The organism is Algoriphagus sp. TR-M9 (assembly GCF_027594545.1).
GTDB lineage: Bacteria > Bacteroidota > Bacteroidia > Cytophagales > Cyclobacteriaceae > Algoriphagus > Algoriphagus halophytocola.
In genome coordinates, this window is record NZ_CP115160.1 from 2,791,472 (window position 1) to 2,817,478 (window position 26,007).

A 26,007-nucleotide genomic window follows, 5' to 3' on the forward strand; every position below is an offset into this window, starting at 1 on the left:
GCAGCACCCCGCCCCATTCCTGAGCTTAAACATCTTGCAGGCTAGCTCGTTGTTTAAGTATGAACTCTATATTTAAACCAGACGGAAGAATCACCAGAAGAATGTATTTGGTGATGTTTGTTATCTTTTACTTTATCAATATCCTTTGTCTCATGTTGATTTGGGATAGTTTTCAATCTGAGTCTTGGGCTATTTTTTACGGCGCCGGAGTAGCCTTGATAGCTTCTATAGCAGTCTTAATGATCCAAGCCATCAAAAGACTTCATGACATAGGGTTAGATTGGAAATACTCGCTTTACCTGCTGATCCCACCTCCCGTGAATTTTATAGGATTTATCTGGCTTGCAGCCAAAAAAGGACAGCCTGGCCCCAATGAATATGGCCCCGATCCCAGAAAAACTGATGTGATTTGAATTCAAGCAAAATCGTTTTGTAACTATTTTGATTATCCGCTAGGATGTCAGTCGCCTTTCAGCCTTCGCTTACTGGTCTGTAGACCTATACTACGACTACGATGAGTACATGTGACCGACCTCAATTCTAATATATCCTAAATTACTTTAGCCTCCTTACTGGCAGAAAAGCGGAAATACGTAAAACTAATTATCCGGCAAGAGCTATTCAGGTTCTTGCCTTTGTTTTTTGACACACCGCCGGATTTACGGAAACTTTGACTTAATGATGATAATCTGCTGCATTTTTCTAAATTCAGCTTAGAAAAATATCACTACGTGAAACATCCTCCCAAAAAAGCTATGCTCCATGAAGAACCCTGGCTTACCCAGTATTCTGAAGCCATTCAGCATAGGCAAGAAAGGTTTCAAGCTGCAATCAAAGCCATAAAATCCAATCACGGAAACCTAATAGAATACGCCAGCATCCACGAGTATTATGGGGTACACTACCTCCCTAAACGTAAAGGATGGGCTTATAGAGAATGGGCTCCCGAAGCTTCGCAACTATTCTTTTTTGGAGATTTCAATAATTGGAACCGGGAATCCCACCCCATGAAGCGAACGCCGAGAGGAGATTGGGAAATATTTATTCCTGAATCAGAATACAAAAACTTATTTACGCATGGAAGCCGGGTAAAAGTCCATGTTATATCTGCAAAAGCTGCCCTGGACCGGATTCCCGCTTACATCAGACGAGTAGTTCAAGATCCAGAAACTCACGATATGGCCGGACAACTTTGGTTCTCTGAGGATTTTCAGTGGACTGATGAAAATTATTCCCCAGAGCCAAGCTTAAAGCAACCTTTGATTTACGAATGCCACATTGGGATGGCTCAGGAGAAAGAGGCAGTCGGTACGTATCAGGAGTTTGAAACTGCCATTCTGCCTAGAATAAAAGCTGCCGGGTACAATACCATTCAACTCATGGCCGTAATGGAACACCCATACTATGGTTCCTTCGGGTACCATGTTTCCAATTTTTTTGCACCCTCCTCCAGATTCGGTACTCCTGAGGAGTTGAAATCCTTAATAAACAAAGCTCACGAGCTGGGGATCGCGGTAGTGATGGACATTGTGCATTCTCATGCGATAAAAAATGTAAATGAGGGATTGAATGAATTTGATGGAAGTGATGACCAGTATTTTCACCCTGGTGAAAAAGGAAACCATGTAGCTTGGGATTCCAAAGTCTTTAATTATGGCAAAACAGAGGTCCAGCAATTTTTACTTTCCAATATTCGGTATTGGCTGGAAGAATTCCATTTTGACGGTTTTCGATTTGATGGAGTGACTTCCATACTGTACTTCCACCACGGCTTGTACATGGATTTTGTCTCTGCGGACCTGTATTTTAATGAGGATGTGGACCAAGATGCCATACTTTATTTACAACTAGCCAACACCTTGATTCACGCACTGAAGCCAAATGCCCTATCTATAGCTGAGGACATGAGCGGAATGCCAGGAATTGCCCGCCCAATCGAAGAGGGCGGAGTTGGGTTTGACTTCCGTATGGCCATGGGTGTCCCGGATTACTGGATTAAAACCCTCAAACATAAGCAGGATGAAGAATGGGATATGTTTGAACTTTGGCACCAACTAACGAACCGACCGGACAAAGAGCGGTCGATCGGCTATGCGGAAAGTCACGATCAGGCGCTGGTGGGGGACCAAACTTTGGCTTTCCGACTTATGGATAAGGAAATGTACTTCTCTATGTCATCCCTCCAGCAAAATCTGGTGGTGGACCGAGGGATAGCCTTACATAAGCTTATACGCCTCATTACACTTACACTTGGTGGTGAAGGCTATTTAAACTTTATAGGGAATGAATTTGGCCATCCTGACTGGGTGGACTTTCCTCGAGAAGGCAACCACTGGAGTTATTTGCATGCCAGGAGGCAATGGTCACTGGTCGATGACCCGCTGCTAAGGTATGCCCATTTGAACAGTTGGGACCAAGAAATCATCAAATTGGCAAATCGATTCCAAATCTTAGCTGCTGCTCCGGCTGATCAACTGTTTTTGGATCCTGACAAAAAAATCATTGCCTATGAGCGTGCAAACTTGATATTCATCTTTTGCTTTCACCCAACAGAATCTTTTTTTGGGTTTCCCATTCCAGTAAAAAAAGGTGGATACTACAAAATCATCCTAAATTCTGACGATGAAAAGTTCAGTGGTTTTAGCCGAATAGATGACAAAACTTCCTATCCAGCAGACGAAAATTGCACCATCAAAATCTATATTCCAAACCGCACTGCTATAGTGCTAAAACCAAATGACCCCTAAAAAGAAAACTGCGTTGACTTCCTGCAAAGCGTTTGGTCATTTTATACTTCCATTTTTCAGTTCCTTCACCGCGTAGTCCACCGCTCTTGCGGTCAAGGCCATGTAGGTGATGGAGGGGTTTTGAGTGCCTGTAGAAGTCATGCAGGCACCATCTGTCACAAAAACATTTGGCAGCGAATGCATCTGATTGAAAGCATTTAACATAGAAGTGGCTGGATCCCGTCCCATCCGCACCCCTCCCATCTCGTGAATATCTAATCCAGGTGCCTGCTGGCTATCCGACCTTTTAATATTTACACATCCAGCTTTTGCTAGCATTTCTTCCCCTTGCTCATGAAAGTCCCGAAGGGTTTTCTCATCATTCTCGTCATAGTCTACGTCTATTTTAAGTAAGGGAATTCCCCATTCATCTTGTTGATCTTCACTTAAAGCTACTTGGTTAGAGGCTTTCGGAATAGTTTCTCCCTGCATCATCATATAAACAGACCATGGGCCTGGCCTGGAATTTTCTGCTTTGAATGCTGCCCCAAACGGAGCCTCTGCAGCGTGACCAAAACCAGCCCTAGCCGCAGAATAAAAAGTCATGTAACCACGCAAGAAATCCATCTCCTGCTTTTTCACATTTCTAAAATTTGGCATCATCACCGCAGTGGGCCTTCTTCCAAAGTAATACCTGTCTTCAAACCCATCGTAATTTGCATGGATGGAACCACGGTAATTATGAAAGGCAATGTACTTACCCAACACCCCGGAATCGTTGCCCAGCCCCTCTGGAAACCGGTCCGAAATACTGTTCAATAAAATCAAATTGGTATTTAAAGCAGAAGCGTTGATAAAAATCACCTGAGCAAAAAACTCCATGGATTCCTTACTCACTCTGTCTATGACCCGCACTCCGGTGACTTTTCCCTTTTGCTTGTCATAAATCAGCGAATGAACCACAGAGTCAGGTCTCATGGTAAGCCTGCCAGTCTTCGCGGCGAATGGCAAGGTGGAAGAATTTGAACTAAAATAAGCACCAAAAGGACAACCTCTATAGCACTGACTCCTTGCCATGCACTGCCCCCTTCCTTGCGCTAAATGCACCTCTTTGGGTTCGGTGAGATGCGCGCATCTTCCTATGATTACATCTCGGTCCTTATAGGCTGCAGTAATCCTTTTCTGGATTTCTTTCTCTACGCAATTCATCTCCCATGCCTGCAGAAATTCTCCGTCCGGAAGTGTATCTAACCCTTCATAGCTACCGCTAATCCCGACAAATCGCTCCACATAACTATACCAAGGTGCCAGATCTTCATATCGAATAGGCCAGTCTACCGCAAAACCATCCCGTCCCGGACCTTCAAAATCATACTTACTCCATCGCTGCGTCTGACGTGCCCAAATCAATGATTTACCTCCAACCTGATATCCACGAATCCAATCAAATGGTTTCTCCTGAACATAGGGATGCGCAGAATCTTTGACAAAAAAATGTTGAGTATCCTCCTTATAAGCGTAGCACTTATTGACTACAGGATTGGCTTTGGTATCCTGGAGAGGCATGCGGTTTCTATGTGGCATATCCCAAGGTGAGGAAGTCATGGTGGGATAGTCCTTCAAATGCTGTACATCTCTACCCCTTTCCAAGACCAGGGTTTTCAAACCTTTCTCACAAAACTCCTTTGCTGCCCATCCACCACTAATGCCAGACCCCACTACTATTGCGTCAAACTGATTTGATTTCATTGATGAAAAATAGGGAAAATTAAACCTGTTGGAAAAATTCATCTCAATTAACCCAAATCACTTAACAGGGAGAGGGCAAAAAAAAGAACCTCCAACCCATAGGCAGGAGGTTCAAAACATATAAATTTCAACTGAAACTTACTCGTATCTCAAAGATTCTATAGGATCCAATTTGGAAGCTTTGAATGCCGGGAAATATCCAGACAAAAGTCCCACTACTATACAGATCAGAAATGCCACAAACATCCATAACCAAGGAATCAAAAACCCTCCGGCACCTATAATCAACGCAATCAAATTCCCAATCGAAATCCCAAGTATCACCCCAAAGATCCCGCCCAGCACACAAATCATGATAGCTTCTAGCAAAAACTGCTGTCGGATCCTCAAAGGGGTAGCTCCCAATGCTTTTCTGATTCCAATCTCACGCGTCCGCTCGGTAACTGATACCAACATGATATTCATCAAACCTATAGATGCTCCCAAGAGGGTAATGAAGCCTACTCCAAAACCACCCATCCGTAAGTAGCCGGCTACTTCCTCCAAGCTTTCTGCTACAGATTCACTTTTGGTCAGATCAAATGAATCCTCCTGAGTCACTCTATCCTGACGAATCTTACGCATCATGCCTATGGCTTGACCCATTTCATAATCGATTTTATCAGGCCCTGAGGCCACACCCGTTACGTTATAATTGAAAACCCCATTCTTATCCAAACGGCTGGCATTTTCGATAGGAATCAAAATCTGCCTATCAGCACCCTGATCCTGACCTACTCCGCCCTGCTCCTCCAGAATGCCAATGATCGTATAAGGCTTACCAAAAAATGTGATCTTCTCATTGATGGGATTTTCATTTGCTTCGAAAAGAGTGGTTTTCAATTCTTTGCCTATTATACAGACGCTATGCCCATTCTGAACCTCCATATTGCTGAAATTCCGCCCTTCTTCCAGCTTCAGCGCCTTGATATTCATGTAGTTCTCATCACCTCCACGGATTCTTACATTTGGATTGGTGGTCTTGGAACCCCGCTTTACTTCGGCTGATCCGGTCACCGAAACAAACACAGTGGAAATCCCTACACTTTTATAATCCTCTTTGAAAGCCATCACTTCACGGAAAGTCAACTTAGAGTAAGATTTCTCTTCCATACCCTGCTGAATGGCTCTGCCTCCACTGTACCCCTTATTTCTGATATCAAATGAATTGGCTCCCAAACCGGAAAAACTTTCTGCAATTTGGGTTTTGATTCCATCAATTGCAGTTAGCATACCTACCAAAGAAGAAATCCCAATGGCAATGATGGCACCGGTTAAGATGGTCCTCAAAAGGTTCACCTTTACTGAGCGAATGGCTTCGCGTATATTTTCGATCAAATTCATATTATGTTCGTATTAGAACAGCTTTTGGCTAAACATTCTTCAAGTCAGATCAATAATAAATAAATACCTCGGAAATGACTATTCGTATAGATTATTTAAGATTTTTCAGTGCATTCTATCTCCTCGCACGCCAAGATTGCTGATCACTTTAGCCTCAAATTCAAGCCACTCCTGCCAGCGCTCATTTACTTTTACAGGATCAAAATACTTTTTGGCCAACTCGATGAAAGTCACATAGTGCCCCGCTTCCGAAACCATCAACTCATAGTAAAAGGACTTAAGTTCTGCATCCTCCAGTTCTCTGGAAAGCAACTTAAACCGTTCGCAACTTCTGGCCTCGATCAAGGCATTCATCAGTAATTGTTCTGTCAACTGTTGCATTCGACTCCCCCCTTTTTTTACGAAGTTGGTCAGTTCTATGACATATTCATCTTTGCGAGGAAAGCCAAATTTCAAGTCTCTTTTCCGAATTTGCTCTAGCACTCTTTCGAAATGCCCCCATTCTTCTGCCACGATTGGAGTCAATGTATCGACTATTTCATCCAGATCATTGAACCTCAAAATCAAGCTGATGCAAGATGAAGCCGCTTTCTGCTCGCAGTAAGCATGATCAGTCAAAATATCCTCCAGTTGCATTCCTGCCACCCCAGCCCATCTAGGGTCGGTAGGCAGTTTGAGGTGAAGCATTTTTTGTTTGGTGCTTTCTTCCCAGCTCATATCAGTCAAATAAATACCAAGTAATACCTAAATCTATAAATGATTTATATCCTGTATAATCAGGAGTCACAAAATAGCCTTCCTCGTTCATCAGACCACTATTTAAGTGGTGGTATTTCACTAAGACCCGAGTGCGGTTTATTCTGAAATCCAAAAACACATCTGCCACAGGATACCCGTACACATTGAAATCATTTTGGAGGTAAAACTGCTGGGTCGAAGGGAAATAGGCTTCCGCAAAATAATCCGAATGATATCTTATGTCCAGCCCTAGCTGTACATACACATTCTCATTGAACATGGGACTATCAAAGTAGAATTTCGTGTTTCCATAAAATTGCGGTATGCGGAATTTATCACTGGCTTCTCCAGAAATCTCCGTGAATATAAGCTCGGTATCCCATTGGAATTTCTGTCCGATGCGCACTTCAGCTTTGACACCAGGGATCAACATAAATGCCTCTCCACTCGCCTGCTCAGCTATACGTTTCTCATTGAAATACACATAGTTATTCACTCTGTTGATAGTCAATGACGGTCTTAATCTAATCTTTTCGAAATCCAGTTTAAACACCCCCTTGACCTGATCCACTCCGGTATTATCAAAGTCATTTTCCCATTGATAATGATTACCGTAATAAATCTGCTGCACAGAGGTCGGCTTGTAAACGGCCTTGGTATAATCAATATCCAGCCAAGGAGATATAAATAATCCATGTAACTTGAAAGCACCTGGGATCAGGTACTCTCCGTCTGCACTGATGGACCATTTTTCAGAGATCTTCCCAATCAACTCCCCACCAAGATATACCTCATTAAAGGTATTTTTCTCTGGAAAAAAAGTACTCTTCATCCGTCCTGTTCTGAACTTCACATGGGTATTGTAATAGAACCCCTTGAAACTCCCCTTGAATCCCATTTCATTGCCCCATTCCTTGAAATCACTGAAGTTTCGAGTAGTATCTTGCTGACCATTCAATCGATCACTAGGATAAAATAGGGAGTCAGAAGTGGTCAATGCGGCATCAAAAATCAAGTCCTTGTTCTTCTGATCAAAAATATGATAAACCTGCAGCTCATCCCGCAGTTTGAACTCATGATAAAATCTGTATTCCTGCCTTAGGTCCCTGGCTTGCGAGTTACTTAGCCAAACTTTCGCATCTTCATAAGTGAAATATACTGAGGTACTATCCTCCTCTGGCGGTATTATGCCTCCTATTTCGTTCACCTTGTGAAGCATTCTGGAGAAATTCCCCAAAAACCAATACCTGCCGTTTTCAGATCGGTAGTTGGTATGAAGGGAATAGGAGTTCTGAATGACCATGTTATCATCCCGGGCTGAAGGATTTAGGGTCTTTCTGGCTCGGATGGTATGAAACTCAAAGCCCACATTCCATCTCGGATTCACATTTCGCGCAAAAGCCAGATCCAGCATGTTTCTATGCCCTCCGCCAAACAGGGCAGACATTTCCGTGAATGGCGACTTGGTGTCAAAATATTTATTGTCTTCAGGAGCATGAAAATATAAATCATAGGCCCCAAAGCCCGTGCGAGTCCCTATCACATCTGGGATTTCATAAAACATAGGTTTGGTTGCACTCCCGATATTTCCTAAATCCTGGTACTTCCAGTTATTCTTGGCTACCGGATCATAATTATGGAAATTGTTCAGGGAAGTATCCTGAGGATATAAAATCAGGTTATTTCTCTTGATGTCCTTTTCAAAAAAATACAAACTGGTCTTTGGGCCATAAACCATCTTGGTACTATCATCCAACAAGGATCTGCGGCTCAGCCCCCCTTCTTCCTCTAGCACCTCTTCTCCTTGCTGGTTAGTGGATTGATTGTTCTGCTGGCCAGTGCGCTGGGCAAAAGCAAATTGCATACTTGCAATAGAAAAAAGGAACAGAAACCAGAGTAATCGTTTATTCACTTAGCTATTGTCTTTTGGAAGACCTTTTGTTGGATCAGTTGCGCTATCGTTTGCTCATCCTCAGGGGCAAATTTCACTGCGATTGGCAGCACAAAAATCGGAATTTCTTCCAGAAAACCTGTGGGAGCATTGGATTTAACTTTTACAGCATCTTTTTCAGTGGTTAGCACAACGGGATTTTCTTTTTCATGTTGCCTAAAAACATCCTTTATCTTTTCAAAATCATACATGGTATAATCATGATGATCCGGGTAACTCATCACTTCTAGCAGGGTAAATTTCTTTTTCACATAAGCAATCAAAGGTGTATCATTTGCCAATCCGGTAAGCAATAGGAGCCGCTCAGTAAAGCTGTGATTCCTCCCTAGCGGGAAAGGTTGCCCATAAGAAATAGTAGAAAAAAGCACTGGAACACCTCCGGAAGCATACCTAGAAACCTTTTGACGGATTATCTCTTTCTCTTCCTCTTCCAAGTCCTCTGGGGATTTGCTTACCACAATGACATCTGCCCGGGCCGCTCCCCCTCGGCTTTCGCGTAGCCTCCCCATAGGAAGTAGAAAATCGGAGTAAAAAGGATCCTGGTAAGTAGTGAGCAGTATTTTCAAATCCCCATTCAAATACCGATGTTGAAAGGCATCATCCAGAATCACTACTTCTGGACAATTGGTTTTTAATGCGATTTGCTCCAGCGCACTCACTCTATCCTCACCCACATATATGCTTACATTTTTACCGAATTTTTTATAGACCTGAAAAGGCTCATCTCCTATTTGAGCAGGTGAACTTGTAGCAGTTGCCTGTAGAAAGCCTTTGGTCTGTCTACCATACCCCCTGCTCAAAACGGCCACCTCTGCCTCTTTCAGCAGCATTTGGATCAGAAATTCAACCATGGGCGTTTTGCCCGTCCCTCCTACACTGAGATTCCCCACCACTAAGCTGGGAATTGGAGATGGGGAGCTTTTCAACAAGCCTAAATTAAAACACCAATTCCGTACCCGGGTGATCAAATCATAGATCAGAGAGAAAGGATAAAGCAAAAAAGCGTACCAGCGCATTCGAGAATTACTATTTTTGATCAAATAAACAGAAAAATTATGGGATACAAGATCAGTGAAGTCATTTCGTACTTGGAACATATCGCTCCACCTGCCTATCAGGAGTCCTACGACAATGCGACCTTGATCACTGGGGATAGAAACGCTGAAGTTACCGGAATTGTATGTTCCTTGGACTGTGTGGAAGACACCGTGGAGGAAGCGATAGCACTGGGAGCCAATATGATCGTGGCTCATCACCCTATTGTCTTCAAAGGGCTAAAAAGCCTCACCGGAAAAAACTATGTGGAGCGCACAGTCATCAAAGCCATCAAAAATGACATTGCAATCTATGCCATCCATACCAATTTGGACCACGTGTCGCAGGGGGTCAATAAGCGGATCTGTGATAAACTGGGCTTGCAGAACACCCGAATTTTGCAACCCAAAAAGCAACTTCTGAGCAAGCTGGTGTTTTTTGTCCCAGAGGAAAGCAAAGAAAACGTACTTCAGGCTGTTTACGCTGCTGGTGCGGGCCAAATCGGAGAATATTCCGACTGCTCCTTTCAGGTACAAGGAACCGGTACTTTCACTCCCTCAGCAAATGCAAATCCAACTATCGGGACGCAGGGAAAAGCAGAAGAACAATCAGAAATAAGAGTGGAGGTTTTGCTCCCCAAACATTTGGAGATAAGTATTATAGCGAAAATGAAATCTGCTCACCCCTACGAAGAAGTAGCTTATTACCTACAAAATCTAGAAAATGAAAATCAGGAAGTGGGCGCAGGAATGCTAGGCTCCCTAGATCAGGAAATGCAAGAGGAAGAATTTCTGGATTATCTGAAAACCTCCATGGGTCTCCAAGTGATCAAACACACTGCCCTTCGCGGACAGAAAGTCAGAAATATTGCCGTGTGTGGAGGCGCAGGGATTTTTCTTTTGTCTGCCGCCAAAAGAGCCCGTGCAGATGTGTTTATCACCTCTGACGTGAAATACCACGAGTTTTTTGATGCAGATGGGCAATTAATACTTTGTGACATTGGACATTATGAGAGCGAAATTTTCACAAAAGAATTACTAGGGGAGTTATTGTCCAGAAATTTTCCTAATATTGCACTCTATTTGACAAAAGTAGTTACAAATCCCACATCCTACCGATAGTACATGGAAAGTACCGTAGCACAGAAACTCGAAGCTATACACAACCTTCAACTTTTAGATTCAAGATTGGATTCCATCATAAAAGTTCGCGGAGCTCTTCCTGAAGAGGTTCAAGACTTAGAAGATGAAATTGCAGGTTATGAAACACGCCTAGAGAAATTTCAGAGTGAAATTGACTCCTTTGACGACGAAATCAAGGCACTTAAAGAAAGCATCAAAGATTCTGAAAAACTGATCAAGAAGTATCAGGAGCAGCAGATGAATGTTCGCAACAACCGCGAATATGATGCGATCACTAAGGAACTTGAGCTTCAGGATTTGGAGATTCAGGTGGCGAAGAAGAAAATCGCTGAAGCCGGTTTTAGAATCGACCAGAAAAAAGTAGATCTGGAAGAGCTATCGGCTGTGAAAAAGGACCGTCAGAAGGACCTGGATCTCAAAAACAGTGAATTGGAATCAATCGTCTCTGAAAGTGAATCAGAAGAAGCTAAGCTTAACACCGAAAGAGAAAAGGCAGTTAAGAAAGTGGATGATAGACTATTGAAATCATACACCAAAATCAGAGCCAATGCCAAAAACGGTCTGGCTGTAGTCATGGTAAAGCGTGGCGCTTGTGGTGGATGCTTCAACACCGTACCTCCTCAGAGACAGGCTGATATTCGAGAAAAGAAAAAACTAATCATCTGTGAGCACTGCGGCAGAATACTAGCTGGAGTTGAAGATGAAATCGTAGAAGAACCAGCACCAAAGAAAAAAAGAGCTACCAAGAAGTCTACTAAAGCCAGTAAATAAGCAGACACTTGGTTGAATATATTCGAACCCCGGAATTTTAAATTCCGGGGTTCTTTTTTTATAGAATTACTTGCTTTTGGAAAAGGAATTTTTCTATATTGAGAGCTATGAAAAGTATTGGAATCCTAGTTATCACCCTGTTTATCTCTCTTTCAGTCTTTGCCAAAGAGGATGAATCCAAAACTTTTTTGGTCATATTCAAGTCTCAGGAATTAAAATCCTTGAACACCTCTTTGAGGGCTATCGAAAGACAATTTTCTTCTGAATTCAAAACCAGGTCCTACGCCGGAAACTCCGAGCTCACGCTGATTATTGACATTCCAAAATGTGATTTTGACGCATGTTTCCTTGGGCAGTTCCTGGTAAGTCTGGATCAGGGCAGCGAAGTTCGCCTTCAGGACATTGCATTCCGCGTTATCGATATGACCAAACAGAAGAAAACGCTTGAATCGCACCTGTCAGAGTACGAGGCCAGCCAACAGAAAAAGAAAACCGACAGGCGAATCAGCCAAGTGCTTTAAGATGCGCAGTGTCGTTTCTTTTCAACAGGTCAAAATTCCCATCTTCTTTTTCTTCCAATAAATACAAACACAGGTTCCTGTGCTCGAAATTGTCCATGTGGCATAGGTCATGCTTCATGATCAGGCTTAGAAAAATCCGCATGGCTCTGCCGTGCATACATACCAGGATAGTTTCACCAGGACCGGATAGTATCTGATCAATCCCCCGCTGCATACGCTTGGCCACAATATTGGGACTCTCTCCTCCTGCTATGCAATAATCCAGATTCCCCTGCTGCCACTGATCGAGCATATGCTGGTAATACTGGCTTTCCTCCGGAGACATCGGCAGACCTTCATAATCTCCCCAGGAAATCTCATTGAGATCGGTCGTAGCAACCGCCGGAATCCCTAAGTCCAAAAAAGATTGAATGGATTGTCGGGTCCGTTGCAGACCCGTATAGTAAATCTGGTCAAATGGCACCTCCTTGTACGCCTCAAAAAAAGCCGCAGCCTGCCTTCTCCCATTCTCATTGATAGGTGCATCAATTCCGCTGCCCTGCACTACTCCTTTTAGGTTAAAATCTGTTTGTCCGTGTCTTACTAGGTAAATTTTTTTTCGATTCAAGATTCTTTATTTTTGTCCTCACCCCAAAGAAAACTCATTTACTTTAATTTTCATGGTATTCTCCCAAAAGCCTTCACTGGATCAAATCAACCAAACTGGAAGAAACACAATGAGTGAACATCTGGGCATATCATTTACCGATATAGGAGATAGTCACCTCACGGCAACTATGCCAGTAGATGAGCGAACAAAACAGCCGATGGGATTGTTGCACGGAGGAGCCAATGTGGTACTGGCAGAGACGCTGGGAAGTGTGGCAGCATCCCTTACGATTGATTTGAATAGACAAATCTGTGTTGGCCTGGAAATAAACGCAAATCACCTTAAAGGCGTTAAGTCAGGACTGGTCACCGGAATAACCACACCCATCCATCTGGGAAAAAGTACTCAGGTCTGGGAAATTAAAATCACCAATGAGCAAGGTCAACTCTGCTGTATCAGTCGGATCACCATGGCCATTTTAGACAAAAAGTAATGCATACACACGTAGCTACTAATCATACTAAATCTGAGGTTTTACAGCTCTTATTCCAGCTAGGGCTTACATCTGGTGGTTCCTTCGCTATCTGGCGCAAACCAAAATCCAATACCGTCGAAATCGTCTTGAATGATACAGCGGAACCGGTAAAAGTGGATTTGAACCTAGAAAATTTAGAACCTGGATTCATCGTACATCCATTTGCAGACCAAGCAGATAAAAAGGCCTTTTTTATCAAAGCGAATAAGTACTTTTCCTTTGATCTGGACAAGCCACTCTCCTCTGATGAACTCCCCGAATGGGCCAAAGTTCAATTGAGCAATCAGGAAAGGCTTTCCCCTGAAGAAATCCGGGAAATATTGATCAATCAAACCTTATCAGGCAAAGCAAAAAAGACCGAAATGAGTGAAGACAAAGCCCATTTCATACACTTGGTCCAGGAAGGAGTAAGAGCCATACAGGAAAATCATCTGGAAAAAGTCGTCCCTGCCAGAACGAAGACCATTTCCATTCCTTCCAGCTTTAGCTTGAGCTGCACCCTGATGAGCATGATGGAATCTTATCCCAATGCATTTATCAACTTCTTTCATTTGCCCCATGTGGGCACTTGGATCGGGGCTTCTCCTGAGACCTTGATCGAGACTAAAGGTGATATTTTCACTACTATGTCATTGGCTGGCACGCAAAAAGCAACAGGAGACAATCCGCTTAAATCTGTTGCCTGGACGCAGAAAGAAATTGAAGAGCAAGCTTTAGTAAGCAGATATATCGTTTCCTGCTTCAAGAAAATAAGACTTCGCGAATACGAAGAACATGGCCCTAAAACAGTATTGGCAGGAAACCTTCTTCACCTCAAGTCGGACTTTAGAATCAACATGAGGGAAACTGGATTTCCAGAACTCGGATCCATCATGCTAGGTCTGCTCCATCCCACTTCCGCAGTTTGCGGAATGCCTAGAAGAGAAGCACACGATTTCCTTCAGGAGTTTGAGGGCTTTGACCGTTCCTTCTTCTCGGGATTTATCGGGCCAGTGAACATTCAGGGAAGTACTTCTATCTATGTAAATCTAAGGACAGCTAGTTTGCATGACAACAAGGCGACGTTATACGCCGGTGCTGGTGTGACCGAAGATTCTGACCCTGAAAAAGAATGGGAAGAAACGGAGCTAAAGTGTCAAATCATCGGTAAATTCATCCAAAACCCAAGCACTTGATACTTCCTTCAATTGTTGATTTAGTGGCCATTTGTGCCAAGAAGGGCGTTCTAAACGCAATTCTTTCTCCTGGGTCACGCTGTGCACCTTTGACCATAGCTTTTGCACGGCATACTCAAATACACACAAGGACCATCTCCGACGAGCGTTCTGCGGCTTTTATAGCCTTGGGCATGGCTCAGCAACTAGAGGAACCTGTGGCACTGGTTTGCACCTCTGGATCCGCTGCGTTGAATTATTACCCGGCGGTGGCTGAAGCATTTTTCCAACAGATTCCTTTGTTGATTTTGACAGCAGATCGACCTGCTGAGTGGATCGATCAGTACGACGGTCAGACCATTTTCCAGCCAAATGTCTATGGAAAGCATGTGAAAGGAAGTTTTGAACTGCCTGATTCCAGTACGTTTCCAGATCAACTTTGGCAATCCTCACGAATCGTAAACGAAGCAATAAATCTCGCCAAGCAATTTCCTGCTGGGCCAGTTCATATCAATATTCCACTTCGAGAACCATTCTATCCTGAGAAGGGTGAAGAATTGCTTTTTCCAGACAATCCAAAGGTTTTTAATTTAGTGAAAAGCAAAACTCAGCCTACAGATGAATCGCTCATCAAACTTAAAAATAGGCTGGAAATACTCCAGAGAATATTGATCATTCCAGGACAGCAGCGACCTGACGCTCAAATTCAGAGTGTACTGGATCAACTCTGTAAAAATCAAAACGCTGTAATCGTCACCGATACGATCAGCAATTTTCAGTCTGATCAAACAATTTCATTCCATGATCACTGGTTGGGACATCCTGAAGTTTCCGAAAACCTAAAACCTGATTTGATCATCAGTTTTGGTAAATCTGTGATCTCAAAGTCTCTCAAGCTTTTCTTACGAAAGTCCAAAGCATCACACTGGCATATACAGAAAGATGGAGAAGCTAAGGACACTTTCCAGAGATTGACTAGAAATATCGCTGCTACTCCTTTATTTTTCCTTAGTTGGTTAAATCAAAACCTTGGCGCACAGAACAGTCAATTCTATCAAGCTTGGCATTTCCTCGAGAAGGCAGTCTCAAAAAATCTCCATCAGGTACTAAGAGAACAACCCTTTGGAGAGTACTCGGCTTTAGCATTTTGTCTGGAAAAAGCACCTACTCTTTCCAAAATCCATGTAGCCAACAGCATGGCTGTACGTTATTTGAATTTACTGGGAAAAAGAAAACAAGAAATCATCTGCAACCGTGGTACCAGCGGTATTGATGGCTCCAACTCCACCGCAGTGGGCTGCACCCTCACAACGAAGGAAATCGTAACGCTAGTGACAGGAGACATGGCTTTCTTCTATGATCGAAATGCATTTTGGCACAATTACGCTACCCCAAATCTTCGCATTATTCTGCTAAATAATCATGCAGGTGGAATTTTCCGTCTGATCGATGGACCTGCAAATCAGCCAGAATTGGAAGAATTCTTTGAAACCAAACAAAAATTAACAGCCGAGCATCTGGCAACGGAATTTGGCTTCTTCTACTCCAAAGTTGTTAATCAGGAGGAACTGGAAGCTTCTCTTCAGGACTTTTATGAAGACTCCCTCCATCCAAAAATTCTGGAAATCGAAACTTCAAGTCAAGGCAATGCAGCGATTTTGAAGTCAGTAAAAGAAAAGATCAAGCTGTCACTTGAGAGCTAAAAGCAGAACCGGGAGAAGAAGTTCTCCCGATTTTTGTTATGCCTAGATTTCTATTCAAAAAACAAGTCTATTATTTTATAGGCTAATGCAAACAAATCAGTGGTTTCTCCACTGCTGTTCATTGCCAATGCTATACTTACATTATATTCTGGTAACAACATCAAAATAGCCGTGGATCCTACAGCAGTCCCTCCATGATGAACTACTATCACCTCTCTTCCATCAACAAACACCTTTTTGCTAACGTCATTACGCCACCCCAAGGCATAGTTTTGCACATTCACCTCCCCGCTTTTTAATTCTACAGGGTTAAACAATAATTCTGTTGTAGTCGAATTAACTAATTTATAGTTTAAAATACCGTTGCCAAATTTGACCAGATCTGTCGGCGTGGATAGATAGCCACCTCCGGCCCATTTATTACTGTTATTAACCGGATAGGATTTCTTGAAATAACTCTCTTCACTATCATAGAAAATCGCAGTGTTAGGAACTGGATCAAGTGCATTGTCCGGAATCGTATGTTGGAGGTTTAATGGCTCGAGTACTCTGCTTTGTATGAATTGATTATAACCCGTTTTTGATGCACCTTCCATCACCGCAGTCAGTAAAGTGTAATTAAAAGAACTATAGCTAAAATCCTGTCCAGAAGTGAAGAGAAGTTTATCATCTGCAAAAACGGAAACACTTTTTTCAGTGGTATTAAACTGGTCGTTGTTATAATACTCCCAAATCGGAAAACAAAAACACATACCGTAGTTTCTTATTCCCGAGGTATGGGAAGCCAATTCTTTTACCGTTAGGTTGGCCAAATCACCAGAGACGTAGGTCACGTAATCTCCTACAGTAGAATTTGGACTCAGAATTCTGTCTTGGAAAAGCAAGCCCAATCCCACTGAGGCGATGGTTTTCGAAACACTTCCAATTCTATATTTGGTAGTGGTATCTGCCAAAAGATTGTTATCCAAATCAGAATAACCTATTGAATTTGACCATATTACTGAGTCACCCATGCCTATGGAGGCTGAGAGCGAAGGTGCATTTATAGTTTGGAATTCCCTTGCAAGCAATTCATCTGCTTTATTTCTGACAGAATCCAGATGGCTTATATCCGGATATAAACTCTGTCGGTTTAGCGTTATGGATCTGCCGAAATAATAAGTAAAGACTGGTTCAAAAAGAAAATAGGCAAGAATTACAATCGAAAATAAGCTAATAGTTAACACTATTTTTTTCATTTGATTAATTATCAAAAGATGAAATGATTAAGAAAGAGTCGATGAAAAATAGCTGAATGGATTATTGACTTTGAAACTCAGCTGAAAAAGTAGAATCGGGAGAAGAAGTTCTCCCGATTTTATTTATTCCCCAAATCATAAATGCTAGTTCTCCAATCTCAAACATGGTCAAAGGAATCAGTGCGAAAAGGGCTCCTACCACTGAAAAGATCAATATTCCAGAAACTATTCCTAATCCGCCTAAAATCTGAGGGATATTAGACCAGAGGTTTTTATAGCATAGAAACCCGGCTCCTATAAATCCATAAGCAACACCAAATGTCCCTAGCTTAACGACATAATAATCTTCCATTCTAAAAGAAGATGTAGCAAGGGAAATCAAATCAATTGAATACCAAATTCCATTTGCAATCAGCATCACCCAAAGTGCTATCTGAAGTATCTTGTTCGGAAAAGCTCCAGTCATTTTGATCAATCCAAAAAGGAATAAAGAAAATGTAATCATAACACCAACCTTCACTAATCCAAAGGTTAAAGAATTGGTATAACTTCCTTCCATCCACTCGACTTCCATACTAATATCAAAATAGCTCAAAAAGAAATAGATTAATCCTGCACCTAAACCTGTGTAAAGCCATGGAACTAATGACTTTGGATAAACAGGCTTCTTCTCCGATTCTATATTTTCCAACTGAGCTCCCAAAGCCTCAAAAAGTGCTTTGATCGTATAGCTCCTCGGAGTCACCTCCCCTGCTTCGATGCGCTGTATCGTGCGCACATTCAGGTTGCACATCTCGACCAACTCCTCCTGAGTCAATCCTTTTGCTTTTCTCATTTCAGAGATTTTCTTGCCTAATTCTGGTTGTTTCATCGTGTGTATAGTTTGATTTACCATGGCAATTTCTGAGATTGAATTGTGACTTAAGGCGAAATAGGCTCGGTTTTGACCCGACATTTACCCGACTTTAGGGTTTAAAGGCTCAATTTAAGGATTTAGCTAGATCAAAGGCAAAACTTGCTTTAATGCAGGATTTCTATTTTCAGCCTTCCAAATCGCTGAAAGCTCCGTGAATTGCGGAATATTCGGAATCTGCATAAATCGTACATTCAGTTCATATCCTTCTTTCAATGAAGTAGGCACAATCGCCACTCCCATTCCATTTTCCACTAGCTTGAAAATCGTCAACGCATGCACGGATTTATGCCTGATTCTGGGAGAAAAACCTGCATCTCGACAAATCCCAATGATCTGCTCGTAATATAGATTGCTATAGTCCGAGGAGAAAAGCACAAATGATTCGTTCTTAAACTGATTAACTGAAGTAAAATCTTGCGCTGTAATCGGATGATCTGTTGGCACCACCAGTGAAAAGCTATCTCGCAAAACCACCTTCATTTCCAAATCACTCGGCACAGAAGCCAATCTTACAAAACCCAGATCCAGCTTATCTTTCTCAATCATTTCCACCTGAACAGCGTTACTAAGCTCTTCCAAACTCGTACTGATCAAGGGTTGTTGAGAATTCAATTTCGAAAGAAAATCCGGCAAAACCTGATTGGATGCCGATCCCAAAAAACCGATTCTTAATTCTCCGATTTTTCCTGCTGCTATCAACTTCAGCTGGCTTCTGGTCATCTCCAGATGATTGAGCACAAAATCAACCTCCCCTTTGAGGTAAGTCCCAGCCACCGTCAATGCCACATGTTTCTGATCTCGTTCAAATAACTGAACCTCCAGCATTTCTTCCAACTGCTTAATCTGTCGGCTCAATCCAGGTTGCGAAATAAACAAGCGCTCAGCTGCTTTCCGGAAATTCAACTCTTCTGCTACAGCCTTAAAATAATTCAGATGTCGTAACTCCATGATACCTCAAAGGTATCACATAATGATAAAATTGATATCAAAAATCATCATTAAGGCTTGGTATCTTTGTAGAGACCCTAGAATATTTACACAACTATTAATGGAAACTTTCAAATACGGATTAGACCAACTGACTGCCGGCATAGCTTTAAAGCTAGCGAGGAAAGAACTCAAAGGAATTCTAAGCCCTGAAACCCGGGAAAAAGTTCAAGCTTCTTCCCAAGCAGTTGCCAATATTGCTAACCGTGAAAAGGCAGTTTACGGTATCAATACAGGTTTCGGTCCTCTTTGCACCAGCAAAATTTCCGCTGCTGACACGCAGACCTTACAGGAAAATCTCCTAAAAAGTCATGCCGTAGGTTTGGGAGAGCCTGTGGCAATCGAAATCTCCAAACTCATGCTTGTGTTGAAGCTACAGGCCTTGGCTCAGGGATTTTCAGGGATTCGACTGGAAACCTTGGATCGAATGATTTGGATGTTGGAAAATGAGGTGATTCCAGTCGTTCCCATCCAAGGGTCAGTTGGCGCATCCGGTGATTTAGCTCCACTTTCTCATTTGTTTTTGCCTTTGCTTGGACTTGGCAAGGTTCATTTCGAAGGAAAGATACAACGAACATCCGCAGTTTTTGAGAAGCTAGAAATGAATGCACTTTCTCTTGGGCCAAAAGAAGGATTGGCCCTAATCAACGGAACGCAATTCATGGCGGCATACGGAGTAAAAATCGTAGATCGCCTGCATAATTTGCTTGTGCATGCTGACATTACCGGAGCAATGATGATTGAGGGATTGATGGGTTCGATCAAACCATTTTCTCCAGAATTGCATCAGCTTAGACCTTTCGCAGGAAATCAGCATGTAGCTCAGACTATCCTGAACTTACTTCATGAGTCCGAAATCGTTAATTCCCATTTGGATTGCGCCCGAGTACAAGATCCCTATTCTTTGCGATGCATGCCGCAAGTCCATGGGGCATCGAGAAATGCTTGGTTGCACTTGAAAGAGGCTATCGAAACAGAAATAAATTCTGTTACAGACAATCCTGTTGTTTTCAGTGAAGATCACACGATTTCAGGAGGTAGTTTTCATGGCCAACCCATCGCTTTGCCCTTGGATTATTCCTGCCTTGCTGCATCCGAATTAGGGAATATTTCAGATCGAAGAATCTATCTTTCCCTAGAAGGAGATACGCCTGGAGTTCCAAAATTGCTTTTGAAAGAAACCGGTTTGAATTCCGGTTTGATGATCCCACAATACACAACAGCGGCTTTGGCATCAGAAAACAAAGGACTTTGCTTTCCTGCATCTGCGGACAGTATCCCTACCTCATTGGGGCAGGAAGACCATGTGAGTATGGGTTCGATAGGTGCTAGAAAAGCTTTGCGAGTAATTGAGAATGTGGAGAAAATCTTGGGAATTGAGTTGTTCTACGCTGCTCAGGCTATGGACTTTCACGCTCCTTTGAAATCAGGAAAAGTAATGACCGCGATTCATGAGCACGTCCGAACCAAAATCACTCCTGTCATTAATGATCGGGTGATGACTGAGGATATGGAAGTGGCAATCGAGATGATTCAAAGTGGCGAGTTGATTGCTATTTCTAATCAGGTAGCCAAAGAAGAAGGTTTGCCTTTTGAGACGGAGTGGAGTGAATTATTTAGCTTATAAAATTGCTAGCGGAAAGGTGATTTTGCCCGCAGATTGGTGCAGAAAAAGACCCAGATTTCCGCTGATTAATAGTAAAAATCTGCGCTTTTATCTGCGCCCCTTATCAGCGTAAATCTGCGGGAAACTAATAGATACAACGGTGGTCTTTCTAAAAACCTACACATCATGAAAAAACTAATCGGCCCTATATCACAACTATTGACTCTAGACAAACTCCCGTTAAAAGGTGCGTTGAAAGATGAGCAATTGGAGATTTTAGAAAATGCAGGGATTTTGATTGAGGATGAAAAGATTCTGGAAGTAGGGACTTTCTCTGATCTTATGAAGAAAGCTAATTCACTGAACGCTGAAATCATTGAGCTAAAAGGAGATTTTGTGGCTCTTCCAGGTTGGATCGATTGTCACACGCATATTTGTTTTGGAGGGACACGGGCGCAAGATTTTGCCATGAGGAATGCTGGTAAATCCTACTTGGAAATCGCTGAAGCTGGAGGTGGAATTTGGGATACAGTAACCCAAACTAGAAAACTCACGCAATCAGAACTTGCAGACCGAACTATTTCAAATGCAAATAGACATCTAAGCGAAGGAGTGACGACAATCGAAGTCAAGAGTGGTTATGGTCTAAATGTAGCCGAAGAACTCAAAATGCTTCGTGCCATCAAACAAGCGTGTCAAGAAACCAAAGCTGACTTAATCCCAACTTGCTTGGCAGCTCATGTGAAACCTAGGGATTTTGAGGGCACAAATCAAGAATACCTGGAAATGATTTCTGAGGAGCTCTTTCCAATTCTCAAATCAGAGAATCTTGCAGACAGGATAGATTCATTTGTCGAAAAAAGCGCTTTTTCTCCAGAAGAAATAGACAGCTATTACCAAAAAGCAAAAGATTTAGGCTTCGATCTTACTGTTCATGCCGATCAATTCACTAAAGGCGGATCTACAGTTGCCGTGAAATTCAAAGCTAAATCCGCAGACCATTTGGAGGCTTCGACTGAAAAAGAAATAGCCCTTTTAGCGAATTCAAAAACCGTTGCAGTTGCTCTTCCGGGAGCTTCAATTGGACTAGGCTGTGCTTTCACTCCTGCCCGCAAAATCCTAGATCAAGGTGGTTCTTTGGCAATTGGAAGTGACTGGAATCCAGGTTCCGCTCCCATGGGAGATTTGCTAACACAGGCTTCCATTTTAGCAACTTTCGAGAAACTCAGTTCCGCAGAAGTTCTTTCAGCACTGACTTCCCGTGCAGCTTGGGCTTTAGGATTGGAAGACAGAGGAGTATTGAAAACTGGTCTTTTAGCTGACTTCAACCTTTTCCCAACTTCAGATTATAGAGAAATCCTTTATCACCAAGGGAAATTGAAACCTGCACAGGTGTGGAAAAAAGGTGTTAAGATTTAAGACAATAGACTTAAGACATTAGATGTTAGACTCAAGATTATAGACTTTAGACATAAGAGTCCATAATATATCAGTACGGGTGAGGTTCAAATAAAGCTCGTAATTCGTAAATCCCAAATCGTAAATACAATGAATTTCCAAGAGCAAATATCCCAAGGCATTCCTTCTCAACTTCCTTCAAAAAGATCCCGAAACACAACTTTGAGCCATGCTCCTAAGCGCAAGGATATTCTTTCGATAGAAGAGAAAAAACTGGCTTTGAGGAATGCACTGCGCTATTTCCCTAAAGAATGGCATGCGGAATTGGCAAGTGAATTTTTAGCAGAATTGAAGGATTTTGGCAGAATCTATATGTACCGATTTATGCCGGATTACGAAATGCGGGCAAGACCTATCGAAGACTATCCAGCCAGGTCAAAACAAGCAGCGGCAATTATGCTAATGATTCAGAACAACCTGGATCCGGCGGTCGCTCAGCACCCTGAAGAATTGATCACTTACGGTGGAAATGGAGCAGTTTTCCAAAACTGGGCTCAATATCTTTTGGTGATGAAATATCTATCTGAGATGAGCGATGAGCAGACTTTGCATATCTATTCAGGCCATCCCATGGGCCTTTTCCCTTCATCCAAAGAGGGTCCAAGAGTTGTCGTAACCAATGGGATGATGATTCCGAATTACTCCAAGCCGGATGATTGGGAGAAATTCAATGCATTGGGTGTGACGCAATACGGACAAATGACTGCTGGTTCATTTATGTACATTGGTCCACAAGGAATTGTGCACGGCACTACCATCACCGTGATGAATGCTTTTCGCAAAAAACTGAAAGCAGGAGAAACGCCAGCAGGAAAACTATTTTTGACAGCTGGTTTGGGCGGAATGAGTGGCGCTCAACCGAAAGCTGGGAATATCGCAGGTTGTATCACTATTTGCGCTGAGGTGAATCCTGCCGCAGCGAGGAAAAGACATGAGCAAGGATGGGTGGATGAATTAATTGAAAATTTGGATGAACTGGTTCTCCGTACGCAACTAGCTAAGCGTAACAAAGAGGTCGTCTCTCTGGCTTTCATAGGGAATATCGTGGATGTCTGGGAGCGATTTGACCAAGAAGAAATTTTCGTGGAATTGGGTTCTGACCAGACATCACTTCATAATCCTTGGGCTGGAGGTTATTATCCTATTGGACTTTCTTTCGAAGAATCGAATCAACTAATGGCAAAAGATCCAGAGGCCTTCAAAGGTAAAGTTCAGGAGAGCCTACAAAGACATGCTGCTTCGATCAACAAGCATGTTGCAAAGGGAACCTACTTTTTCGATTACGGGAATGCTTTTTTGCTGGAAGCTTCAAGAGCTGGAGCAGATGTGATGGCTGAGAATGGAATCGATTTCCGATATCCTTCCTATGTGCAGGACATTTTGGGACCTATGTGTTTCGATTATGGTTTCGGTCCATTCCGATGGGTTTGTACCTCTGGCAAAGCCGAAGATTTGAGAAAATCAGATCAGATTGCCGCAAGAGTTTTGAAAGAAATCATGCAGAATTCCCCGGAATCCATCCAACAGCAAATGCAGGATAATATCACTTGGATAGAAGAAGCTGAGAAGAACAAATTGGTCGTTGGCTCTCAGGCAAGAATCCTTTATGCTGATGCTGAAGGCAGAGCAAAAATCGCCAAAGCATTCAACGATGCAATTCTATCTGGAGAGATTTCTGCTCCGATTGTGCTGGGTCGAGATCATCATGATGTAAGCGGGACAGATTCACCTTACCGTGAAACAAGCAATATCTACGATGGCAGTAAGTTTACCGCAGATATGGCTATTCATAATGTGATTGGAGATAGTTTTAGAGGAGCAACCTGGATTTCGATCCACAATGGTGGCGGTGTAGGCTGGGGAGAAGTGATGAATGGAGGTTTCGGGATGGTACTAGACGGATCAGAGGATGCAGAAAGAAAACTGAAATCCATGCTTTTTTACGATGTAAATAATGGAATTGCCCGAAGAGCTTGGGCTAGAAATTCAGGGTCTTTGGAAGCGATTCAAAGGGAAATGGATAGAAGTCCAGGATTGAAGGTCACCATTCCAAATTTGGTGGATGAGGAAATTATTAGCTCTATTTGGGAAGAATAGAATTGTCAAAAACCTTTTCCATATCAAGAAAGAAGCCCTCAATCACCGTAGAGTGAAAAACATCACCTGTGGTAAAAAGGCGTGACGATTGAAATTTCGTATTAACCAAAGTATAAACCATCAAAGAGCAATCTTTAGGATGAACCACCCAATATTCACGCACTCCAAATTCTTCATATAATTTATACTTGTCTTGAAGTTCCACTCGGCTATTTCCGTTAGATATAATTTCTACGATTAAATCAGGCGCGCCAAAACAGCCATAATCATCTAATTTATCAGAATCATAGATCACGTAAATATCTGGCTGAACTACTGACTCAATCATTGAGTAATCATGATTTTTTGAGAGCCTTATATCAAAAGGTGCTTGATAAACATGAGCGGTTCCTTTGGTCAAAAAGGTATGAATTTGGCAAATAATTTCACCTAAAACCTCTTGATGTCGAAGTCGTGGGAATGGTGGTTTAGCGAATACCTTCCCCTTGATCAACTCAACAATCTCCTCATAATCCCATTTGAGATAATCAGCATAAGAATACCCTCCAAAGGAACTACTTGGCTCCTCAAAAGCATCCAGATCTATATTCTCTTTCTGAGGAATTCTATATTCTTTCATGGCTAGAGGAACTGGGTTTTAAATCGCATCTTTTGAATATTACCTAAAAACAGAATACATTGTTTCTGATATTAAGAATATCAAAGCACAATTTTTAAGTTACTATAAATTAACACAATACTCAATATGCTTCATCAAAACCCAAATCCTTCCCTTTGGACAGGCAGAAAATCGGAAACTATTGAATACTGGCACCAAGCTGCAATTTCGGTCAGAGACCTTAAGCTAGACGAAGGTCAGCAAACTCCAAAAGTTGGCATTTTAGGATACGCAGGAGAAGAGGGAGTGAAAAGAAATCAAGGCAGATTAGGAACCGCGGAAGGTCCAAATGCGATACGAAAAAGCCTGGGAATGCTAGCTTTTCACCTTCCTGAGAAAAGTAGAATTTTTGATTATGGAGACATTTACACGGAAAATTCTGACCTAGAATCCAGCCACGATCTGATTACAAAAACCGTTATAGAATTATTGGAAACCAAGCATTTCCCAATTCTTTTAGGAGGCGGGCATGATTTGGCTTTGGCTCACGGTAGAGGTATTTATCAGCATTTAGCTTCCAAAAATCAAAAGCTTGGCATCATCAATATGGATGCACATTTTGACCTCCGGCCTACCATCGATGGACTGGGGCATTCAGGTTCTCCCTTTCTTCAGCTCGCTCAGGAGAATCCAGATACATTTCAATATTTATGCTTAGGCGTGCAGCGATCTGTCAATCCAAAATCTCTATTTAAAACGGCCGATGAAGTCGGGGCAAAATGGATGGTGATGGAAGATTTCAGATTGAATAACTGGGAAGTCATTCAGGAAAAAATCCTTTGGTTTCTCGACTCAGTGGACAAAATCTACCTCAGCGTGGACATGGATGGTTTTTCTTCGGCTTTTGCACCCGGCGTATCTGCACCATCTCCCATGGGTTTCAGACCTGAGTTCGCATTTAAGGTTTTTGAGTTGCTTGCATCCAGCAAAAAACTGATTTCCATGGATGTGGTTGAGCTCAACCCTGCTTTTGACCATGATCATGCTACGGCAAGACTGGCCGCCAGGTGTGCTGAATATGTGGCAAGAAAGGTATTGGGATTACTTTAA

General features: G+C 42.4%; 22 protein-coding genes. 12 read left to right on the top strand and 10 right to left on the bottom strand.

From position 1 onward, the window contains the following. Nucleotides 1–59: 59 nt before the first annotated feature. Nucleotides 60–413 (top strand): DUF805 domain-containing protein, encoded by a 354-nt coding sequence (locus PBT90_RS11765; protein WP_264810775.1) that lies wholly within the window; start codon nucleotides 60–62, stop codon nucleotides 411–413. A 342-nt stretch (nucleotides 414–755) separates the two neighbouring features. Beyond that, nucleotides 756–2,747 carry an alpha-amylase family glycosyl hydrolase gene (locus tag PBT90_RS11770; RefSeq protein ID WP_264810776.1) on the top strand — a complete coding sequence of 664 codons (1,992 nt, stop codon included), beginning with the start codon at nucleotides 756–758 and terminating at the stop codon, nucleotides 2,745–2,747. 36 nt (nucleotides 2,748–2,783) lie between these two features. Here PBT90_RS11770 and PBT90_RS11775 read toward each other — a convergent pair whose 3' ends face one another. The 5 genes from PBT90_RS11775 to lpxK form a co-directional block, all read right to left on the bottom strand. Then, complete coding sequence (locus PBT90_RS11775; RefSeq protein ID WP_264810777.1) at nucleotides 2,784–4,475, bottom strand: GMC oxidoreductase; 1,692 nt, start codon at nucleotides 4,473–4,475, stop codon at nucleotides 2,784–2,786. Between the two features lie 138 nt (nucleotides 4,476–4,613). Next, nucleotides 4,614–5,858, bottom strand: a complete 1,245-nt coding sequence (locus PBT90_RS11780) for an ABC transporter permease (RefSeq protein ID WP_264810778.1) — start codon at nucleotides 5,856–5,858, stop codon at nucleotides 4,614–4,616. 105 nt (nucleotides 5,859–5,963) lie between these two features. Next, nucleotides 5,964–6,575 carry a tRNA-(ms[2]io[6]A)-hydroxylase gene (gene miaE / locus PBT90_RS11785; protein WP_264810780.1) on the bottom strand — a complete coding sequence of 204 codons (612 nt, stop codon included), beginning with the start codon at nucleotides 6,573–6,575 and terminating at the stop codon, nucleotides 5,964–5,966. A 1-nt stretch (nucleotide 6,576) separates the two neighbouring features. After that, complete coding sequence (locus tag PBT90_RS11790) at nucleotides 6,577–8,508, bottom strand: putative porin (RefSeq protein WP_264810781.1); 1,932 nt, start codon at nucleotides 8,506–8,508, stop codon at nucleotides 6,577–6,579. After that, nucleotides 8,505–9,563: a tetraacyldisaccharide 4'-kinase gene (gene lpxK / locus PBT90_RS11795; protein WP_264810783.1), complete on the bottom strand. Its 1,059-nt coding sequence runs from the start codon at nucleotides 9,561–9,563 to the stop codon at nucleotides 8,505–8,507. Before lpxK ends, PBT90_RS11790 begins: the two co-directional genes overlap by 4 nt. Before the next feature lie 39 nt (nucleotides 9,564–9,602). Here lpxK and PBT90_RS11800 point away from each other — a divergent pair, with 39 nt between their 5' ends. The 3 genes from PBT90_RS11800 (at nucleotide 9,603) to PBT90_RS11810 (ending at nucleotide 12,016) form a co-directional block, all read left to right on the top strand. Next, nucleotides 9,603–10,703 (top strand): Nif3-like dinuclear metal center hexameric protein, encoded by a 1,101-nt coding sequence (locus PBT90_RS11800; RefSeq protein ID WP_264810784.1) that lies wholly within the window; start codon nucleotides 9,603–9,605, stop codon nucleotides 10,701–10,703. 3 nt (nucleotides 10,704–10,706) lie between these two features. Further along, complete coding sequence (locus PBT90_RS11805) at nucleotides 10,707–11,495, top strand: zinc ribbon domain-containing protein (protein WP_264810785.1); 789 nt, start codon at nucleotides 10,707–10,709, stop codon at nucleotides 11,493–11,495. A 107-nt stretch (nucleotides 11,496–11,602) separates the two neighbouring features. Further along, complete coding sequence (locus PBT90_RS11810) at nucleotides 11,603–12,016, top strand: hypothetical protein (RefSeq protein ID WP_264810786.1); 414 nt, start codon at nucleotides 11,603–11,605, stop codon at nucleotides 12,014–12,016. On the opposite strand, the gene PBT90_RS11815 is transcribed toward PBT90_RS11810, so the two are convergent. Further along, nucleotides 12,000–12,623, bottom strand: a complete 624-nt coding sequence (locus PBT90_RS11815; RefSeq protein ID WP_264810787.1) for a histidine phosphatase family protein — start codon at nucleotides 12,621–12,623, stop codon at nucleotides 12,000–12,002. The genes PBT90_RS11810 and PBT90_RS11815 overlap by 17 nt on opposite strands. 52 nt (nucleotides 12,624–12,675) lie before the next feature. Here PBT90_RS11815 and PBT90_RS11820 point away from each other — a divergent pair, with 52 nt between their 5' ends. From PBT90_RS11820 to menD, 3 genes are read left to right on the top strand one after another with little or no spacing between them, the layout of a single operon-like run. Further along, complete coding sequence (locus PBT90_RS11820; RefSeq protein WP_264810788.1) at nucleotides 12,676–13,098, top strand: hotdog fold thioesterase; 423 nt, start codon at nucleotides 12,676–12,678, stop codon at nucleotides 13,096–13,098. Then, a complete protein-coding gene (locus PBT90_RS11825; RefSeq protein WP_264810789.1) occupies nucleotides 13,098–14,315 on the top strand; it encodes a chorismate-binding protein in 1,218 nt (405 codons plus the stop codon). The genes PBT90_RS11820 and PBT90_RS11825 overlap by 1 nt, the downstream gene beginning before the upstream one ends. After that, nucleotides 14,312–15,997, top strand: a complete 1,686-nt coding sequence (gene menD / locus PBT90_RS11830; protein ID WP_264810790.1) for a 2-succinyl-5-enolpyruvyl-6-hydroxy-3-cyclohexene-1-carboxylic-acid synthase — start codon at nucleotides 14,312–14,314, stop codon at nucleotides 15,995–15,997. Before PBT90_RS11825 ends, menD begins: the two co-directional genes overlap by 4 nt. Nucleotides 15,998–16,047: 50 nt before the next feature. Here menD and PBT90_RS11835 read toward each other — a convergent pair whose 3' ends face one another. The 3 genes from PBT90_RS11835 to PBT90_RS11845 form a co-directional block, all read right to left on the bottom strand. Beyond that, entirely contained in the window at nucleotides 16,048–17,235 is a 1,188-nt protein-coding gene (locus PBT90_RS11835) for a serine hydrolase domain-containing protein (protein ID WP_264810791.1), read from the bottom strand. Nucleotides 17,236–17,296: 61 nt separating this feature from the next. Then, entirely contained in the window at nucleotides 17,297–18,106 is an 810-nt protein-coding gene (locus PBT90_RS11840; protein ID WP_264810792.1) for a helix-turn-helix domain-containing protein, read from the bottom strand. A 126-nt stretch (nucleotides 18,107–18,232) separates the two neighbouring features. Further along, a complete protein-coding gene (locus PBT90_RS11845) occupies nucleotides 18,233–19,099 on the bottom strand; it encodes a LysR family transcriptional regulator (protein WP_264810793.1) in 867 nt (288 codons plus the stop codon). Between the two features lie 100 nt (nucleotides 19,100–19,199). Here PBT90_RS11845 and hutH point away from each other — a divergent pair, with 100 nt between their 5' ends. From hutH to PBT90_RS11860, 3 genes are all read left to right on the top strand, one after another. Then, nucleotides 19,200–20,765 (top strand): histidine ammonia-lyase, encoded by a 1,566-nt coding sequence (gene hutH / locus PBT90_RS11850; protein ID WP_264810794.1) that lies wholly within the window; start codon nucleotides 19,200–19,202, stop codon nucleotides 20,763–20,765. A 165-nt stretch (nucleotides 20,766–20,930) separates the two neighbouring features. Next, nucleotides 20,931–22,163: an imidazolonepropionase gene (gene hutI, locus PBT90_RS11855; protein ID WP_264810795.1), complete on the top strand. Its 1,233-nt coding sequence runs from the start codon at nucleotides 20,931–20,933 to the stop codon at nucleotides 22,161–22,163. 129 nt (nucleotides 22,164–22,292) lie between these two features. Continuing rightward, nucleotides 22,293–24,299 (top strand): urocanate hydratase, encoded by a 2,007-nt coding sequence (locus PBT90_RS11860; RefSeq protein WP_264810796.1) that lies wholly within the window; start codon nucleotides 22,293–22,295, stop codon nucleotides 24,297–24,299. On the opposite strand, the gene PBT90_RS11865 is transcribed toward PBT90_RS11860, so the two are convergent. Further along, a complete protein-coding gene (locus PBT90_RS11865; protein ID WP_264810797.1) occupies nucleotides 24,283–24,918 on the bottom strand; it encodes a Uma2 family endonuclease in 636 nt (211 codons plus the stop codon). The genes PBT90_RS11860 and PBT90_RS11865 overlap by 17 nt on opposite strands. Nucleotides 24,919–25,044: 126 nt before the next feature. Between PBT90_RS11865 and hutG the strand changes: the two genes are divergently transcribed. Further along, nucleotides 25,045–26,007: a formimidoylglutamase gene (hutG, locus tag PBT90_RS11870; protein ID WP_264810799.1), complete on the top strand. Its 963-nt coding sequence runs from the start codon at nucleotides 25,045–25,047 to the stop codon at nucleotides 26,005–26,007.

Coding starts and splice junctions, on each gene's coding strand:
- PBT90_RS11820 (WP_264810788.1), top strand. CDS start 12,676: ATGGTATTCTCCCAAAAGCCTTCACTGGATCAAATCAACCAAACTGGA.
- PBT90_RS11810 (WP_264810786.1), top strand. CDS start 11,603: ATGAAAAGTATTGGAATCCTAGTTATCACCCTGTTTATCTCTCTTTCA.
- hutH (WP_264810794.1), top strand. CDS start 19,200: ATGGAAACTTTCAAATACGGATTAGACCAACTGACTGCCGGCATAGCT.
- PBT90_RS11835 (WP_264810791.1), bottom strand. CDS start 17,235: ATGAAAAAAATAGTGTTAACTATTAGCTTATTTTCGATTGTAATTCTT.
- PBT90_RS11860 (WP_264810796.1), top strand. CDS start 22,293: ATGAATTTCCAAGAGCAAATATCCCAAGGCATTCCTTCTCAACTTCCT.
- PBT90_RS11840 (WP_264810792.1), bottom strand. CDS start 18,106: ATGAAACAACCAGAATTAGGCAAGAAAATCTCTGAAATGAGAAAAGCA.
- PBT90_RS11805 (WP_264810785.1), top strand. CDS start 10,707: ATGGAAAGTACCGTAGCACAGAAACTCGAAGCTATACACAACCTTCAA.
- hutI (WP_264810795.1), top strand. CDS start 20,931: ATGAAAAAACTAATCGGCCCTATATCACAACTATTGACTCTAGACAAA.
- PBT90_RS11825 (WP_264810789.1), top strand. CDS start 13,098: ATGCATACACACGTAGCTACTAATCATACTAAATCTGAGGTTTTACAG.
- PBT90_RS11845 (WP_264810793.1), bottom strand. CDS start 19,099: ATGGAGTTACGACATCTGAATTATTTTAAGGCTGTAGCAGAAGAGTTG.
- PBT90_RS11800 (WP_264810784.1), top strand. CDS start 9,603: ATGGGATACAAGATCAGTGAAGTCATTTCGTACTTGGAACATATCGCT.
- lpxK (WP_264810783.1), bottom strand. CDS start 9,563: ATGCGCTGGTACGCTTTTTTGCTTTATCCTTTCTCTCTGATCTATGAT.
- PBT90_RS11775 (WP_264810777.1), bottom strand. CDS start 4,475: ATGAAATCAAATCAGTTTGACGCAATAGTAGTGGGGTCTGGCATTAGT.
- hutG (WP_264810799.1), top strand. CDS start 25,045: ATGCTTCATCAAAACCCAAATCCTTCCCTTTGGACAGGCAGAAAATCG.
- PBT90_RS11780 (WP_264810778.1), bottom strand. CDS start 5,858: ATGAATTTGATCGAAAATATACGCGAAGCCATTCGCTCAGTAAAGGTG.
- miaE (WP_264810780.1), bottom strand. CDS start 6,575: ATGAGCTGGGAAGAAAGCACCAAACAAAAAATGCTTCACCTCAAACTG.
- PBT90_RS11770 (WP_264810776.1), top strand. CDS start 756: ATGCTCCATGAAGAACCCTGGCTTACCCAGTATTCTGAAGCCATTCAG.
- PBT90_RS11865 (WP_264810797.1), bottom strand. CDS start 24,918: ATGAAAGAATATAGAATTCCTCAGAAAGAGAATATAGATCTGGATGCT.
- PBT90_RS11765 (WP_264810775.1), top strand. CDS start 60: ATGAACTCTATATTTAAACCAGACGGAAGAATCACCAGAAGAATGTAT.